Annotated in this window: 8 protein-coding genes and 1 pseudogene; 4 read left to right on the forward strand and 5 right to left on the reverse strand. The window is 72.4% G+C overall.

Annotated features, from left to right (window positions below):
* Window positions 1–842, forward strand: a pseudogene (locus tag FNH09_RS47300) (DUF2637 domain-containing protein); the annotation flags it as partial.
* 88 nt (window positions 843–930) lie between these two features.
* Here the strand turns inward: FNH09_RS47300 and lysS are convergent.
* On the reverse strand, window positions 931–2,697 hold the full coding sequence (gene lysS / locus FNH09_RS38180) for a lysine--tRNA ligase (protein WP_162469721.1): 1,767 nt from the start codon (window positions 2,695–2,697) through the stop codon (window positions 931–933).
* A gap of 141 nt (window positions 2,698–2,838) precedes the next feature.
* On the opposite strand from lysS, the gene argS reads away from it, so the two are divergent.
* Complete coding sequence (gene argS / locus FNH09_RS38185) at window positions 2,839–4,605, forward strand: arginine--tRNA ligase (protein ID WP_152894464.1); 1,767 nt, start codon at window positions 2,839–2,841, stop codon at window positions 4,603–4,605.
* A 93-nt stretch (window positions 4,606–4,698) separates the two neighbouring features.
* Here argS and FNH09_RS38190 read toward each other — a convergent pair whose 3' ends face one another.
* Window positions 4,699–8,850: a hypothetical protein gene (locus FNH09_RS38190; protein WP_152894465.1), complete on the reverse strand. Its 4,152-nt coding sequence runs from the start codon at window positions 8,848–8,850 to the stop codon at window positions 4,699–4,701.
* Between the two features lie 121 nt (window positions 8,851–8,971).
* Here FNH09_RS38190 and FNH09_RS38195 point away from each other — a divergent pair, with 121 nt between their 5' ends.
* Window positions 8,972–9,757: a DUF4253 domain-containing protein gene (locus tag FNH09_RS38195; protein WP_152894466.1), complete on the forward strand. Its 786-nt coding sequence runs from the start codon at window positions 8,972–8,974 to the stop codon at window positions 9,755–9,757.
* Between the two features lie 19 nt (window positions 9,758–9,776).
* On the opposite strand, the gene FNH09_RS38200 is transcribed toward FNH09_RS38195, so the two are convergent.
* The 3 genes from FNH09_RS38200 to FNH09_RS38215 form a co-directional block, all read right to left on the reverse strand.
* Window positions 9,777–10,679: an SAM-dependent methyltransferase gene (locus FNH09_RS38200; protein ID WP_152894467.1), complete on the reverse strand. Its 903-nt coding sequence runs from the start codon at window positions 10,677–10,679 to the stop codon at window positions 9,777–9,779.
* A 108-nt stretch (window positions 10,680–10,787) separates the two neighbouring features.
* Window positions 10,788–11,780, reverse strand: a complete 993-nt coding sequence (hemB, locus tag FNH09_RS38205) for a porphobilinogen synthase (protein ID WP_152894468.1) — start codon at window positions 11,778–11,780, stop codon at window positions 10,788–10,790.
* 95 nt (window positions 11,781–11,875) lie between these two features.
* The gene (locus tag FNH09_RS38215; RefSeq protein WP_152894469.1) at window positions 11,876–12,364 is read right to left on the reverse strand and encodes a hypothetical protein; all 489 of its coding nucleotides are present in this window, start codon (window positions 12,362–12,364) and stop codon (window positions 11,876–11,878) included.
* A 238-nt stretch (window positions 12,365–12,602) separates the two neighbouring features.
* Here FNH09_RS38215 and FNH09_RS49170 point away from each other — a divergent pair.
* Window positions 12,603–13,365 (forward strand): helix-turn-helix domain-containing protein (locus FNH09_RS49170; RefSeq protein ID WP_238427352.1); only part of this gene is annotated, 763 nt, incomplete at its 3' end.

Below are 13,365 nucleotides of genomic sequence, written 5' to 3' on the forward strand. Positions count from 1 at the left end.
TCTGGCGCCGCATGAAGCTCTGGGAGCTGCGCTCCTACGAGCAGGTCATCAAGCTGGAGCAGGAACGTCTCGTCTACCAGGCCCGCCTGCACTCCCGCTTCGGCCGGACCTGGCGCCGCAAGGCACCGGTGGAATCCCTGATGCCGCTGCGCCTGGCCCGCTACGGCGTCCCGCTGTCCGAGACCGCCCCCGCGGGTCTCGCCGCCGCGGGCATCGAGCCGGTGCTGATCCCCCCGGCCCCGCAGCCCGCGCTCACGACGGAGGCCCCGGCCCCGCTGGCCGCCGCCGCCCCGCGCGCGGTGGAGGCGGCCCCCGACCGGCAGCAGCAGGCACCCGCCGCGCAGCAGCCCGCCCCCGCCGACAACGGCCCGTACGCCCAGGAACCCGCGTACGTGCCCGCCCCGGACCAGAGCCCGTGGTTCGTCGAGACCCCGCAGCAGGTCGAGTACCGCGGCGGCTACGACCCGACGTACGACCCCGAGCAGCAGTACGCCGCCTGGTTCGCCGAGCAGCAGACCGCCCAGCAGTACCAGGACCAGTACGACGAGGAGCCCCCGCTCCAGGAACCCTCCCCGGAGGAGACCGGCACCTTCCCCATCCCGGCGGGCCCCAACCGGACCCGTCAGCTCGGTGACGGCGGCGGCACCCCGGAGCCGGACGAGGAGGCGTACTACCAGGTCTTCAAGCAGGCCATCAACGGCGGCTACCCCACCCCGCGCGAGTTCAGCGACAACGTGGAGATGACCTTCAACGTCTCCGTCATGGACGCCGACGCCAAGCGCATGGTGCTGCGCTTCACCAACCGCCACACCGCCGAGCTCCAGGACGACCACATCGCGTGAGCGAAACACGCCCGCGCGAGGGGCGAGTACGAGGACGGGGCGCCCGGTGAGAACACCGGGCGCCCCGTCGTCGTAGTGCCGGGACCGGCTACTCGCCGAGCAGCGCCCGCACCCGCTCCTGGCCCACCGCCAGCAGCAGCGTGGGCAGACGCGGGCCGGTGTCACGGCCGACGAGCAGGTGGTACAGCAGCGCGAAGAACGTGCGCTGGGCGGTCTTGATCTCCGGTGGGAGCTCCTTGGGCGTGGCGTCGGCGGAGAAGCCGGCCTGGACCTTGGGCACGCCGTAGACGAGGTGGGTCAGACCGTCGAGCGACCAGTGCTCGGCCAGCCCGTCGACCAGCAGCCGCAGGGACTGCCGGGCGTCCTCGTCGAGGGACTTCAGCAGCTCGCCGTCCGGCTCCTCGCGCACGATGGTCCGCTGGTCGGCGGGGACGTGGGTGTTGATCCACGCCTCGGCCTTGTCGTAGCGCGGCCGGGCCTCGTCCACCGAGCCCAGCGGGTTGTGCGGGTCGAGCTCGGACAGGATGCGCAGCGCCTGGTCCTCGTGCCCGGCGGTGATGTCCGCGACCGAGGCCAGCGTCCGGTACGGCAGCGGCCGTGCCGTGCGCGGCAGCTCGCCGCCCGCGGTACGCACCGCGCGCGAGTGGGCGGCGACGTCCGCCGGGAGCGCGGAGCCGTCGGCGACCTTGCCGTCGAGCTTGTCCCACTCGTCGTAGAGACGCTGGATCTCCTGGTCGAAGGCGATCTTGAAGGACTGGTTGGGCCTACGGCGGGCGTACAGCCAGCGCAGCAGCTGCGGCTCCATGATCTTCAGCGCGTCGCCCGGGGTGGGGACACCGCCGCGCGAGGACGACATCTTCGCCATGCCGCTGATGCCGACGAACGCGTACATCGGCCCGATGGGCTGCTTGCCGCCGAAGATGCCGACGATCTGGCCGCCGACCTGGAAGCTCGACCCGGGCGAGGAGTGGTCGACACCGCTGGGCTCGAAGACGACGCCCTCGTACGCCCAGCGCATCGGCCAGTCGACCTTCCAGACCAGCTTGCCGCGGTTGAACTCGTTCAGCCGGACGGTCTCGGAGAAGCCGCACTCGTTGCAGCTGTACGTCAGCTCGGTGGTGTCGTCGTCGTACGAGGTGACCGTGGTCAGGTCCTTCTCGCAGTTGCCGCAGTACGGCTTGTACGGGAAGTACCCGGCGGAACCGGCGCTGCCGTCGTCCTCCGCGGCCGCGCCGGAGCCCTCCGCGGCCTCCAGCTCGGCCTCGTCGACCGGCTTCTGCGACTGCTGCTTGGCCGGGGCCTTCTTGGTGCGGTACTGGTCGAGGATCGCGTCGATGTCGCCGCGGTGCTTCATGGCGTGCAGGACCTGCTCGCGGTAGGTACCCGCGGTGTACTGCTCGGTCTGGCTGATCCCGTCGAACTCGACGCCCAGTTCGGCCAGCGCCTCCACCATGGCGGCCTTGAAGTGCTCGGCCCAGTTCGGGTACGAGGAGCCCTTCGGGGCCGGGACGGAGGTCAGCGGCTTGCCGATGTGCTCGGCCCAGGAGTCGTCGACGCCCGGGATGCCCTGCGGCACCTTGCGGTAGCGGTCGTAGTCGTCCCAGGAGATCAGGTGCCGGACCTGCCGGCCCCGTCGGCGGATCTCGTCGGCGACCAGGTGCGGGGTCATGACCTCGCGCAGGTTGCCCAGGTGGATGGGGCCGGACGGAGAGAGGCCGGACGCGACGACGACCTCCGGGGCGGCATCGGGCGACGCCGTTTTGCCCGGGGCCCGACGCTCCGACTCCTCGATGACCTCGTCCGCGAAACGGGAGACCCAGTCGGTGGTCTCGGCGCTCTGAGCCACGATCGGCACGTCCTCTTTTTCTGAAGGAATTGTCTGGGGTACTGACCGTCCCCATTCTCCCAGACCACCACGCGCCTGGGAAAACCGCTTTACCCTCCGTGGGATACTGGGCGGGTCTATCCATTCCACGAGGAGAACGGCATCCATCCCATGGCCTCGGTCACGTCCCTCAGCGACTCCGTACAGCAGCAGCTCGCGACGGCACTCTCGGCAGCCCTGCCGGACGCCGGTTCCGCGGACCCGCTGCTGCGCCGAAGCGACCGGGCGGACTTCCAGGCGAACGGCATCCTGGCGCTCGCGAAGAAGGCCAAGGCCAACCCGCGGGAGCTGGCGACGCAGGTCGTCGAGCAGGTCCGGTCGGGTGACGTCATCAAGGACATCGAGGTCTCCGGGCCCGGCTTCCTGAACATCACGATCGCCGACCGGGCGATCACCGAGAACCTGGCCGCGCGGTACGCGGACAGCGACCGCCTCGGAGTGCCGTTCGCCGCGCACCCGGGCACCACGGTGATCGACTACGCGCAGCCGAACGTGGCCAAGGAGATGCACGTCGGCCATCTGCGCTCGGCGGTGATCGGCGACGCGGTCGTCCAGCTCCTGGAGTTCACCGGCGAGAGCGTCGTACGGCGTCACCACATCGGCGACTGGGGCACCCAGTTCGGCATGCTCATCCAGTTCCTGGACGAGCACCCGCACGAGCTGGACCACAAGTCGGCCCAGGTGAGCGGCGAGGAGGCGATGTCCAACCTCGACCGCCTCTACAAGGCGGCCCGCAAGCTCTTCGACTCCGACGAGGAGTTCAAGACGCGGGCCCGGCGCAGGGTCGTGGACCTCCAGGCCGGGGACCCGCACACGCTCGCCGTCTGGCAGAAGTTCGTGGACGAGTCGAAGATCTACTTCTTCTCCGTCTTCGAGAAGCTGGACATGGAGATCCGGGACCCGGACATCGTCGGCGAGTCCGGCTACAACGACATGCTCGCGGAGACCTGCCGGCTGCTGGAGGAGTCCGGTGTCGCGGTCCGCTCCGAGGGCGCCCTGTGCGTGTTCTTCGAGGACGTCAAGGGCCCGGACGGCAACCCGGTCCCGCTGATCGTGCAGAAGTCCGACGGCGGCTACGGCTACGCGGCCACCGACCTGTCCGCGATCCGCGACCGTGTCTTCAACCTGAAGGCGAACTCGCTGCTGTACGTGGTGGACGCCCGTCAGGCGCTGCACTTCCGGATGGTCTTCGAGACCGCCCGGCGGGCCGGCTGGCTGAACGACGACGTCACGGCGTTCCAGCTCGCCTTCGGCACGGTCCTCGGCAAGGACGGCAAGCCGTTCAAGACCCGTGAGGGCGAGACGGTCAAGTTGGTCGACCTGCTCGACGAGGCGGTCGAGCGGGCGACGGCCGTGGTCCGGGAGAAGGCCGAGAAGGTCGGCCTGTCCGAGCAGGAGGTCGTCGAGAACGGCCGGTACGTCGGCATCGGCGCCGTGAAGTACGCGGACCTGTCGACCTCGGCGGTGCGCGACTACAAGTTCGACCTGGACCAGATGGTGTCGCTGAACGGCGACACGTCCGTCTACCTCCAGTACGCCTACGCCCGGATCAAGTCGATCCTGCGCAAGGCGGGCGAGGCCCGTCCCACCGCCCACCCGGAGCTGGCACTGGCCCCGGCGGAGCGGGCGCTGGGCCTGCACCTGGACCAGTTCGGCGAGACGGTGCTGGAGGTGGCGGCGAGCCACGAGCCGCACAAGCTGGCGTCGTACCTGTACCAGCTGGCTTCGCTGCTGACCACGTTCTACGACCAGTGCCCGGTCCTGAAGGCCGAGACCCCGGAGCAGGTGGAGAACCGCCTGTTCCTGGTCGACCTGACGGCCCGCACGCTGCACAAGGGCATGGACCTGCTGGGCATCAGGACCCCCGAGCGGCTCTGACCCGCGGCGGGCACCCGCCCGCTCCCGCCTGCACCCGTGACGCCGGGTGCAGGCCTCCCGGGCCCAGGCCTTCGGGGCTCAGGCCTTCGGGGCTCAGGCCTCCCGGGTCCGGGCCCACGCCCGTTCGAAGAGCATCGGTACCGGCAGCTGCGGCACGACCGCCGTGTGCGCCGTGGACCGGTGCTCTCGCGCGTTCGGCAGCAGCCGCAGCTTCGCCCGCTCCAGCGGCAGGCGCGGCGCCTTGGCCTCCTGCCACGGACCGGGCAGGAACAGGGTGCGTCCGGCCCGGGCGCGGTCGGCCCGTATCACCCGCCCGGACGCGGCGAGTTCGGTGTGCGCGGCCTTGAAGCGGGCGGGCTTCCAGCCGGTCCACTGCTTGACGTTGCGGTCGGTCGGGTCGGGCAGGGCGAGCAGCATCAGATACAGGGCGGCCTCGTCGGCACCGAGCCCGTACGCCGTCGCGCACTCCGCCACCAGGCGGGGAAGCGAGCGGCCGGGGTCCTGTTCCCAGCCGGTGACCCGGCCGTCTGTCGCGGTGAGGTGCGCGCCCAGCTCCGCGAAGTCGGGCGAGAGCAGCATCCGTAGATCGGCCAGGCCCGGCAGACCGGACGGACCCGGCAGCCACTGGGAGGGCAGTACGCCGTCCAGGTAGGCGTCCAACCGGTCGAGGAGCGGGTCGTCGGGGCCGGTGAGCTCGGCCGGGTCGACCCGGATGTGCCGCATCCGGTAGACGGGGTCGTCCTGCCAGGACACGGCCGGGTGGGTGTCCAGGCCCAGCGAGTCGAGTGACGCGGGCGCCCCCATCAGGTAGTTGGGCTGGGTCGAGAACAGGGTCAGCGGTCCGGTCCCCGAGCGGAGCGCTTCCCGCAGCCGCGCGATGGCGGCCCCGACGGCCGGGCGCAGCGGATCCCCCGCCGGGGTGCGGTACGCCGTCCAGGCGGCGACCCGGACGAGTGCGAGCAGGTCGGGCAGACCGGCGTGCGGCGAGCTCGCCGCGGGGCCGCCGCCCGCGGTCGGTGCCTCCCCGCCCGAGGCCACCCGGCCCAGCAGCCCGGCGACCCGCAGCGCGGGCCACCACTGCTGCGCCGTCCTCCTGCTGCCGGCTGCGCGCGCGGGCTCGCCCTTGGGCCGGGCCATCTCCTTCCGGGCGAGCGGCAGCAGGGCCACTGGCACGGGCAGGGGCGCGCCGAAGCGGTCTCGCCACCAGGCGACGGCCCGCTCGATGTCCGGGCCGTCGGTCCACAGCCGTCCGGGGTCGTCGGGCAGCAACCGGTCGTAGAAGGCGGTCAGTTCGTCCGGGGTGAGCAGGCCGGCCAGAGCCTCCTCGGCCGCGTTGCGCTCCGCGCCCGTCGTCTGCCACGCCTCCTCCGGCCAGAACGACCGGGGGAACGTGCCGTGGCGCGGCAGGCCGAGCTGGTGCGCGGTGCACGGCGGCCGCGCGGCGAGCAGGACGGTCGCCTCGGCCCGCTGGAGGCCGAGCCGCTCGGCGAGGAGTGCGGCCTGCTCGGGCCCGGCGGCCGGCTGCCCGTGCTCGCGGCGCAGTTCGGCGAAGCGGGTGTACCAGGCGGCCGGACGCACCGGCCGCAGCAACTCGGCGTGCACCACCGCGATCCCGGCCGCGGCGAGCGGCCCGCCTGTCGGGAAGTCGCCCTCGGGCGCGTACTCCAGCAGGGTCGTGTCCCGCCGGTCGCCTTCCTGTACGACGACGGCGACCGAGGTCGCCGTGCGATATGCGCGGCCGATGATCGACGTCCGGTCGCTCCCGTCGGGCGCGGCCGTCCGTACGATCCGCCAGCGGGCCGACTGTCCGGCGTCGGCGACGAACGGCAGCCGGGCGTAGTCGGCGTAGCTCTGGGCGCCGGGGCCGAAGCGGGGGTCGTCGACCGAGGCGCCTGTCAGTGTGCAGCGTGCGGTGAAGGCGTGCAGCGTCCGCAGCGGGTCGACGCCCTGACCGACGTCGATGTGCGCGGTGCCGGTGTTCTGTTCGCCTGTCCACACCGGCCGGTCCGACCCGGCGAGCGCGATCAGCTCGTCGCAGATCAGGGCGATTCCGGTGCGCGGCCGCGGCGGTACGGCAGTGTCGGCCGGAGCGGCCGGGGCGGCCGTGCCCTCGGGGGTGAACCGCCGGACCAGCCGGGCGAGCCCGTCCCGGCAGTTGACCGCCGTCTGGAGGGTGTTGCCGACCCGCCACGACTGCGGGGGCTCCGATTCGGGCCACAGCCGGGCCACCACGTCCATGACGGCGGGCCCGGGCCGTACGCCGTCGCTGACCAGATCCGTGGGCAGGTCGGCGATCAGCTTCTCCACGTCCGCGCGCCCCACCCCGTCCGCCAGGTCCGGCAGTTGCGGCATCAGCAGCCCGACCACGTCCACGGCGGCGAACTCGGCCGCCGCGTCGGCGTCCTTGAGCACGGCGTCCACCGCGCCGCCGACGTGCACGAACCGGCCGAGGAGCAGCGTCAGCCCGGCCAGGTCCACACCGGTGCGCAGGGTGGCGCGCTCGTGCGCGCACCACTCCCGCAGCACCGCCAGACCGTCGTCGTTGGCGAAGTACGGATGCAGCTCGCTCCAGCCCTTCGTCTGGTGCGGCTGGTACCAGGCGTTGGAGTCGCGGCCGTCGGAGGCCATGTCGAGCGAGTCGCGCAGCAGCGCCCGCAGTTCGGGCCCGAAGCGCGGGTCGGCCCGGACATGGCGCATCTCCGGCCGGTGGTCGACGACCAGGTCGTTGAGCCGGGTGGGCGCCAGCCGCTCCGGCGGGTCGGCGAGCGGGACGCCGTGTTCCAGGAGGAGGTCGATCACGTCGACCGTCAGCTCCTGGCTCCGGCCGGTCCTCTTGTGCCGATAGCGGATCTCCACCGGGACTTGCTCGGCGGCCAGCCGGGGCGCGATGCGTGCCGCGATGCCGAAGAAGGTGCTGCCGATCCGTCTGGGGTCCCGGTGCGCGTAGAGGCAGTCGGTCAGCCAGCGCGCGGCCTCGGTGGCCGGCACCCCGGGCAGTTCACCGCACAGCCGGGCCAGCGTGCCGCTGCGCTCCAGCAGGTCGAGCCACAGCTTGTTCTCGGCCTCCCCGTAGCACGGCCGCAGTGACAGCAGGTCCGCGCGCACCGGCTCCGGCTGCCGCGCGCACAGCACGTCGAAGGCGCGGCCCTTGAGCGTGTCCGCCCAGAAGGCGTCGTCGTGCGCCGGTCCCCGCCGCACGATCGCGGCCTCCCCCAGCACCGTGGCCAGTTCCTCCTCGGGGTCCAGCCCGGCAGCCCTGGCCACCTTGCGCACGTCCGTGGCCAGCTGGGCGTACGGGCCGCCCAGAGTTCCGGAGGCGGCCGCCCGTGCGATCACGATGTCGCGGAAGGCAGCGGCTCGCTCGGGTGCGGCCGCGCCCTCGACACTCAGTTCCCTGGCCCGCGCGCGCAGCGCGGTCGCGGCGACCGCCCCGGCCCCGGCGAATCTGAGGTAGCGCGCGTCCAGCCAGTCCTGGTCCATCACCAGGGCCTGTTCCCGCTCGGCCTTGCGGGCGCGGCCGAAGTAGGCGGCGGCCTCCTCGGGGAGGCCTCTGGCACAGGTGCACAGATACCGTTCGGCCATCGCGTCGAGGAACAGCGGCAGCAGCTCCGGCCGGGACTTCTCCAGCTCCTTGAAGTACTGGTCGGTCTCCTTCTTGTTCAGGGCGAGCCAGCTCAGTCGGTCGGCCTCCGCCAGGACCGTCTCCTCCCGCCCCGGCCACGCGGCGAGCGCGCGCTCGGGGAAGGGGAGCTCGAACGGCCGGTTCGCGTCGGCGTCCGCGTCCGCGGGGATGCCGGTGCGGAACCCCTCGACCCGCTCCCACTCGTCGTACGCCATCACCCGGTCCCGGTACGGCGCCACGTCCTCGCGCATGACCCGTACGATCCGCCGCCCGGTCACGGCGTGCGCGTACACCCGGGCGACCAGTCCGTCGTCCCCCGCCGACTCCTCGGCGAGGGCGGTGCCCTGCTCGGCGAGCGCCTCCCGCCACACCGGATCGTCCTCGCCCAGCCGCGCCGGGACGGCGACCCCGGCGAGCGCCCACCGGCCGGCCAGTTCCCCGCACTCCTGCCGGTGCCGTCGTGCCCATCGGCGCAGTTGAGCCATCCGCAGCACCTCGCGATGCCCCTGGAGCACGCCGGGCACCTGTTTGAGCGCGCGCCCGCGCGGGTTGAGCCACACCCAGCGCAGCTCCTCGTCCAGCCCGCCCGTGTACCCCTGGACGACAACACTCCACACCAGCACGGCCCGCCCCCGTTCGCCTCACGTGTCGTCACTCTAGGAGCCGGCACCGACAGCCCGGTCCCGGCCCTCGGCCCACCCGGCGGGCCGCCCGTTGTCAGTGCCTGCGCCTAGAGTCGGCGCCATGGCGACCCTTCCCAACCCGCTGCCCACGCTGGCGGCCGACCCGAGCGGACGCTCGCTCGGACTCCGACTCCCGCTGGGGAGACTGATCGACGCTACCGACGACGGCCCCTGGCACGAGCCGCTGCTGTGGCACGCCGAGCAGCCCGTGTCCGCCGGCAACTGGACGGCGCTGGGCGCCCGCGCGGGGCGTGCGGGGCTGCTGCCGGTGCTGCTGGACCTCGGCGGCCACCAGGGCGGGCCGCAGGAGTGGGAGCTGATGCCCGGGGAGATGTCCTACCCCGGCGACCACGACGCCGAGGAGGTGCTCGCCGACTTCTGGGACGAGTACGCGGCGGCGGGCGACGAGTGGCCCGGTCTGTGCGCGCCGCCGGCCCGTACGGCCGATCCGGACAGCCGGGCGGCCGAGGTCGCCGACCTCCTGGCCGAGGACCGCACCCGGTTCAAGGAGCCGCATCTGGCGCTGGTGCCCGCGCGCCGCAGCGCGGACATCCCGGCGGCCATCGGCTGGACCGGCCCGCTGAACTACGAGGAGGACATCGCCGTGCACTGCGCGGTGCTGCGCTCCTGGGAGGACCGCTTCGGCATACGGGTCGTGGGCCTCGGGTTCGACAGCATGGTCGTCTCGGTCGCCGCGCCGCCCACCACCCCGGAACAGGCCGAGGCGGTGGCGGCGGAGCACTTCGCGTTCTGCCCCGACACGCTCCCGCAGGACGGCCCGGACGCCCTGCGGGACTACGCCAAGAGGCTGATCGCGGCGGAGACCTGGTACTTCTGGTGGGACTGAGACCGGCCGGACGCCGGTGTCACGCCTTGCGGCCGAGCGCCGCGTAGACGTTGATGTCGGCGTCCGTGACGTCGTTGATGTCGTGGTAGCGGACCTTGTCGATGGCGTCGAGCGTGGCGAGGTACTCGGCCTCGGGCTGCTCGGGGACGGGAGCGGCGTCGTCCGGGTGCCAGTGGTGCGCCGGGACGACGCCCGGCTCGACGAGCTCCAGGCCGCTGTCGGTGAAGAAGCGCTCGACCTCGGCCCGGGAGCGCAGCACGAAGGTGAACCCGCGCTCGGTGTAGGTGCGTTGCACCGCGCGGATGTTCTCGGGGTTGAGGTCCTCGGTGAGGTGGCTGAGCACGAGCCGGCTGCCGGACGGCAGGGCGTCGACGAGCCCGCGGACGATCGGGTAGGCCTCCTCGTCCTCGACGAAGTGCAGGATCGCCACCAGGCACAGGGCGATCGGCTGGTCGAAGTCGAGTATCTTCGCGGCCTGTTCGAGGATCTGGGCCGGGTTCTTGAAGTCGGCGTCGATGTAGTCGGTGACGCCCTCGGGCCCGGAGGTCAGCAGGGCGCGCGCGTGCGCGAGCACCACCGGGTCGTTGTCGACGTAGACGACCCGCGAGTCGGGGATGACCCGCTGCGCGATCTGGTGGACGTTCTCGGCGGTCGGCAGTCCGGTGCCGATGTCGAGGAACTGGCGGATGCCGTCCTCCTTCGCCAGCGTGTTCACCGCCCGGCGCATGAAGTCGCGGTTGTGCCGTACGTCGAGGTAGCCGCGCGGGTTGGCGCTGAGCGCGGCTGCGGCGGCCGCGCGGTCGACGGGGTAGTTGTCCTTGCCGCCGAGGAAGACGTCGTAGACCCGGGCCGGGTGAGCCTTGGTGGTGTCGATCCTCCTGCGCAGCTCGGCGGGGTCCTGGCTGAGCGCGTCACCGGACATGGGCGTCTCCCTGGGAGAGTCGGTCATTCAACGGGCAACCAATCCTGCGATCAACAACCTAACTCCCCAGGGGAGTTGATCGTGCCCATGTCCGGGTGTCCCGTGCCGTCAGCGCAGCTTGCGCGCCACCTCGGTCGCCCAGTAGGTGAGGATGTTCTGCGCGCCCGCCCGCTTGATGCCGGTCAGCGACTCCAGGATCGCCCGGTCCCGGTCGATCCAGCCCTTCTCCGCGGCGGCCTCGATCATCGAGTACTCGCCCGAGATCTGGTACGCGGCGACCGGGACGTCCGTGACGTCGGCGACCCTGGCCAGGATGTCGAGGTAGGGTCCGGCCGGCTTGACCATCACCATGTCGGCGCCCTCCGCCAGGTCGAGCGCGAGCTCCCGCAGGGATTCGCGGACGTTCGCCGGGTCCTGCTGGTAGGTCCTGCGGTCGCCCTTCAGGGACGAGCCGACGGCCTCGCGGAACGGCCCGTAGAAGGCGGAGGCGTACTTGACGGTGTAGGCGAGGATCGCCACGTCCTCGCGGCCGATCTGGTCGAGTGCGTCGCGGATGACGCCGATCTGCCCGTCCATCATCCCGCTCGGCCCGACCACATGGGCGCCCGCGTCGGCCTGGACCTGCGCCATCTCGGCGTAGCGCTCCAGGGTGGCGTCGTTGTCGACGCGGCCCTGGTCGTCGAGGACACCGCAGTGCCCGTGGTCGGTGGTCTCGTCCAGGCACAGGTCGGACATCACCAGCAGGTCGTCGCCGACCTCGGCGCGCACATCGCGCAGCGCGACCTGGAGAATCCCGTCCGGGTCGGTCCCCGGCGTGCCGAGCGCGTCCTTCTTCGACTCCTCGGGCACCCCGAAGAGCATGATCCCGGAGACCCCGGCCTCCACCGCCTCCGCCGCGGCCTTCTTCAGGCTGTCCCGGGTGTGCTGCACGACCCCGGGCATCGAGCCGATCGGCACCGGCTCGCTCACCCCTTCGCGCACGAACGCGGGGAGGATGAAGTCGGCCGGGTGCAGCCGGGTCTCGGCGACCATGTTGCGCATGGCGGGGGTGGTACGCAGCCGCCGCGGACGCGTACCGGGGAAGGATCCGTACTTCGTCATGCCGTCTACGCTACGCCCGCCCCGGAAGCACCTTTGCCAACAATCCGTCGGAGTCCGCGCGGCCGCTCCCGCCCGGCCCCCCGAGGGTGGTGCGGTCACTTGCCGGCGATGTGCGTGATCTTGTGGTTGCGGTCCAGGTCGACCACGAGCTGCGTGGGGTCCGACTGGCCCCAGGTGAGGGTGACGGCGACCCGGCCGGCGGTGCCGGTGCCCTTGACCGTCCACTGCGCCGGGACGTTCTGGGCGTGCAGGACGCCGTCCGCCAGGTTGGCGGTCTCCCACTTCTCCACCTCGCGCAGGCCGTCGGCCGTGACGTAGAACTTCCGCAGTTCGGTGGCGAGCCGGCCGCCGGCCTCCGGGTCGCTCTTGGCGTCGATGTACGCACCGTAGAAGTCGGCGACCTGCGTCACGTTGTCGGACGCCGTGCCGGTGACGGTGCCCTGCGCCGCGGCGGCCTTGGCCGCCCGGACCGGGGTCGCCTGTGCCGAGGCGGTGAGCCCGAGCGGCAGGGCCACGGCGGCGACGAGGCCGGCGATCAGAACGGTGCGGCGGACGGTCTTGCGGGCGGTCGTGTTCGTGCTCATCAGTGTGTTCCCCGGTTTCGAGCGAGTCGATGGAATCGACGGAATCGATGGATGCGATGGATTCGGAAACGCGTCGCCGGTGCGCTGCGGCCCCCTCGACCCCCGTGGCGTGGGGGGCGGATCCGGCGACACCAGAAGCATCGGCGGCCCCTCGGCCGGGGCACAACGAACGCCGGCCCACCCGCAACGGTGGAACCGTCCCAGGCCCTGTGACCTCTGAGTACCGTGAGTGCCTGGGATGCCGTCCTGGGACGCGAGACAGGGAGAACCGGTGTCGTCCCAGGCCGAGGTGGAGGAGTTCGCGGCGCTGCTGCGCCGTCTGAAGGACCGCACGGACCGCAGCTACGCGGCACTCGCGCGCCGCCTGAACATGAACGCCTCGACACTGCACCGTTACTGCGCGGGAGAGGCCGTACCGCTCGGCTTCGCATCCGTGGAACGGTTCGCCGCGCTGTGCGGGGCCACGCCCGAGGAACGGATCGAGCTGCACCGACGCTGGATCCTGGCGGTGGCGGCACGGCAGCGGCCCCGGCCGACGCCCGAGCCCGTGCCGGAAACCGCCGAGGCCCGCCCGGCGGCCGGCGAGGGTGCCCCGGCCGACGGGGCGGCCGGGCCCGTGTCCGCACAGACCCCCGACCCGCTGCCTCCGGCCGCCGGCGACTCCGTACCTCCGGCGGATGCCACACCCGTACCCGCGGCGGCCGGCGCCCCCTCTCCCGGTTCCCCGGAGACCTCGGAGACCCCGGAGCCCTCGGAAGAAGTCCTTCTTGGCCCTTCACCCGAGCACGGCACACTGCCGCACTCCGCCTCGCGAAAGCCCTGGTACAGACGCCGCGTCCCCCTCGCCGCGGCCGTCGTGACCGCGCTGGTCGCGACCCTGGGCAGCCTGTCCCTGCTGCCGTCCGGGCACTCCTCGGCCAACGGCGACGACCGGGCGGCCGCGAAGGCGGCGAACTCCCGGCACGGCTCCCCGGCCCCGGCCGGGCCCGCCTCCCACTGTC

The organism is Streptomyces adustus (genome assembly GCF_009377175.1).
Taxonomy (GTDB): Bacteria; Actinomycetota; Actinomycetes; order Streptomycetales; family Streptomycetaceae; genus Streptomyces; species Streptomyces adustus.

What these genes read in the sequence shown, in the direction of transcription:
- FNH09_RS38195 (WP_152894466.1), top strand. Translation starts at nt 8,972, where the DNA reads ATGGCGACCCTTCCCAACCCGCTGCCCACGCTGGCGGCCGACCCGAGC.
- FNH09_RS38200 (WP_152894467.1), bottom strand. Translation starts at nt 10,679, where the DNA reads ATGTCCGGTGACGCGCTCAGCCAGGACCCCGCCGAGCTGCGCAGGAGG.
- FNH09_RS38215 (WP_152894469.1), bottom strand. Translation starts at nt 12,364, where the DNA reads ATGAGCACGAACACGACCGCCCGCAAGACCGTCCGCCGCACCGTTCTG.
- argS (WP_152894464.1), top strand. Translation starts at nt 2,839, where the DNA reads ATGGCCTCGGTCACGTCCCTCAGCGACTCCGTACAGCAGCAGCTCGCG.
- hemB (WP_152894468.1), bottom strand. Translation starts at nt 11,780, where the DNA reads ATGACGAAGTACGGATCCTTCCCCGGTACGCGTCCGCGGCGGCTGCGT.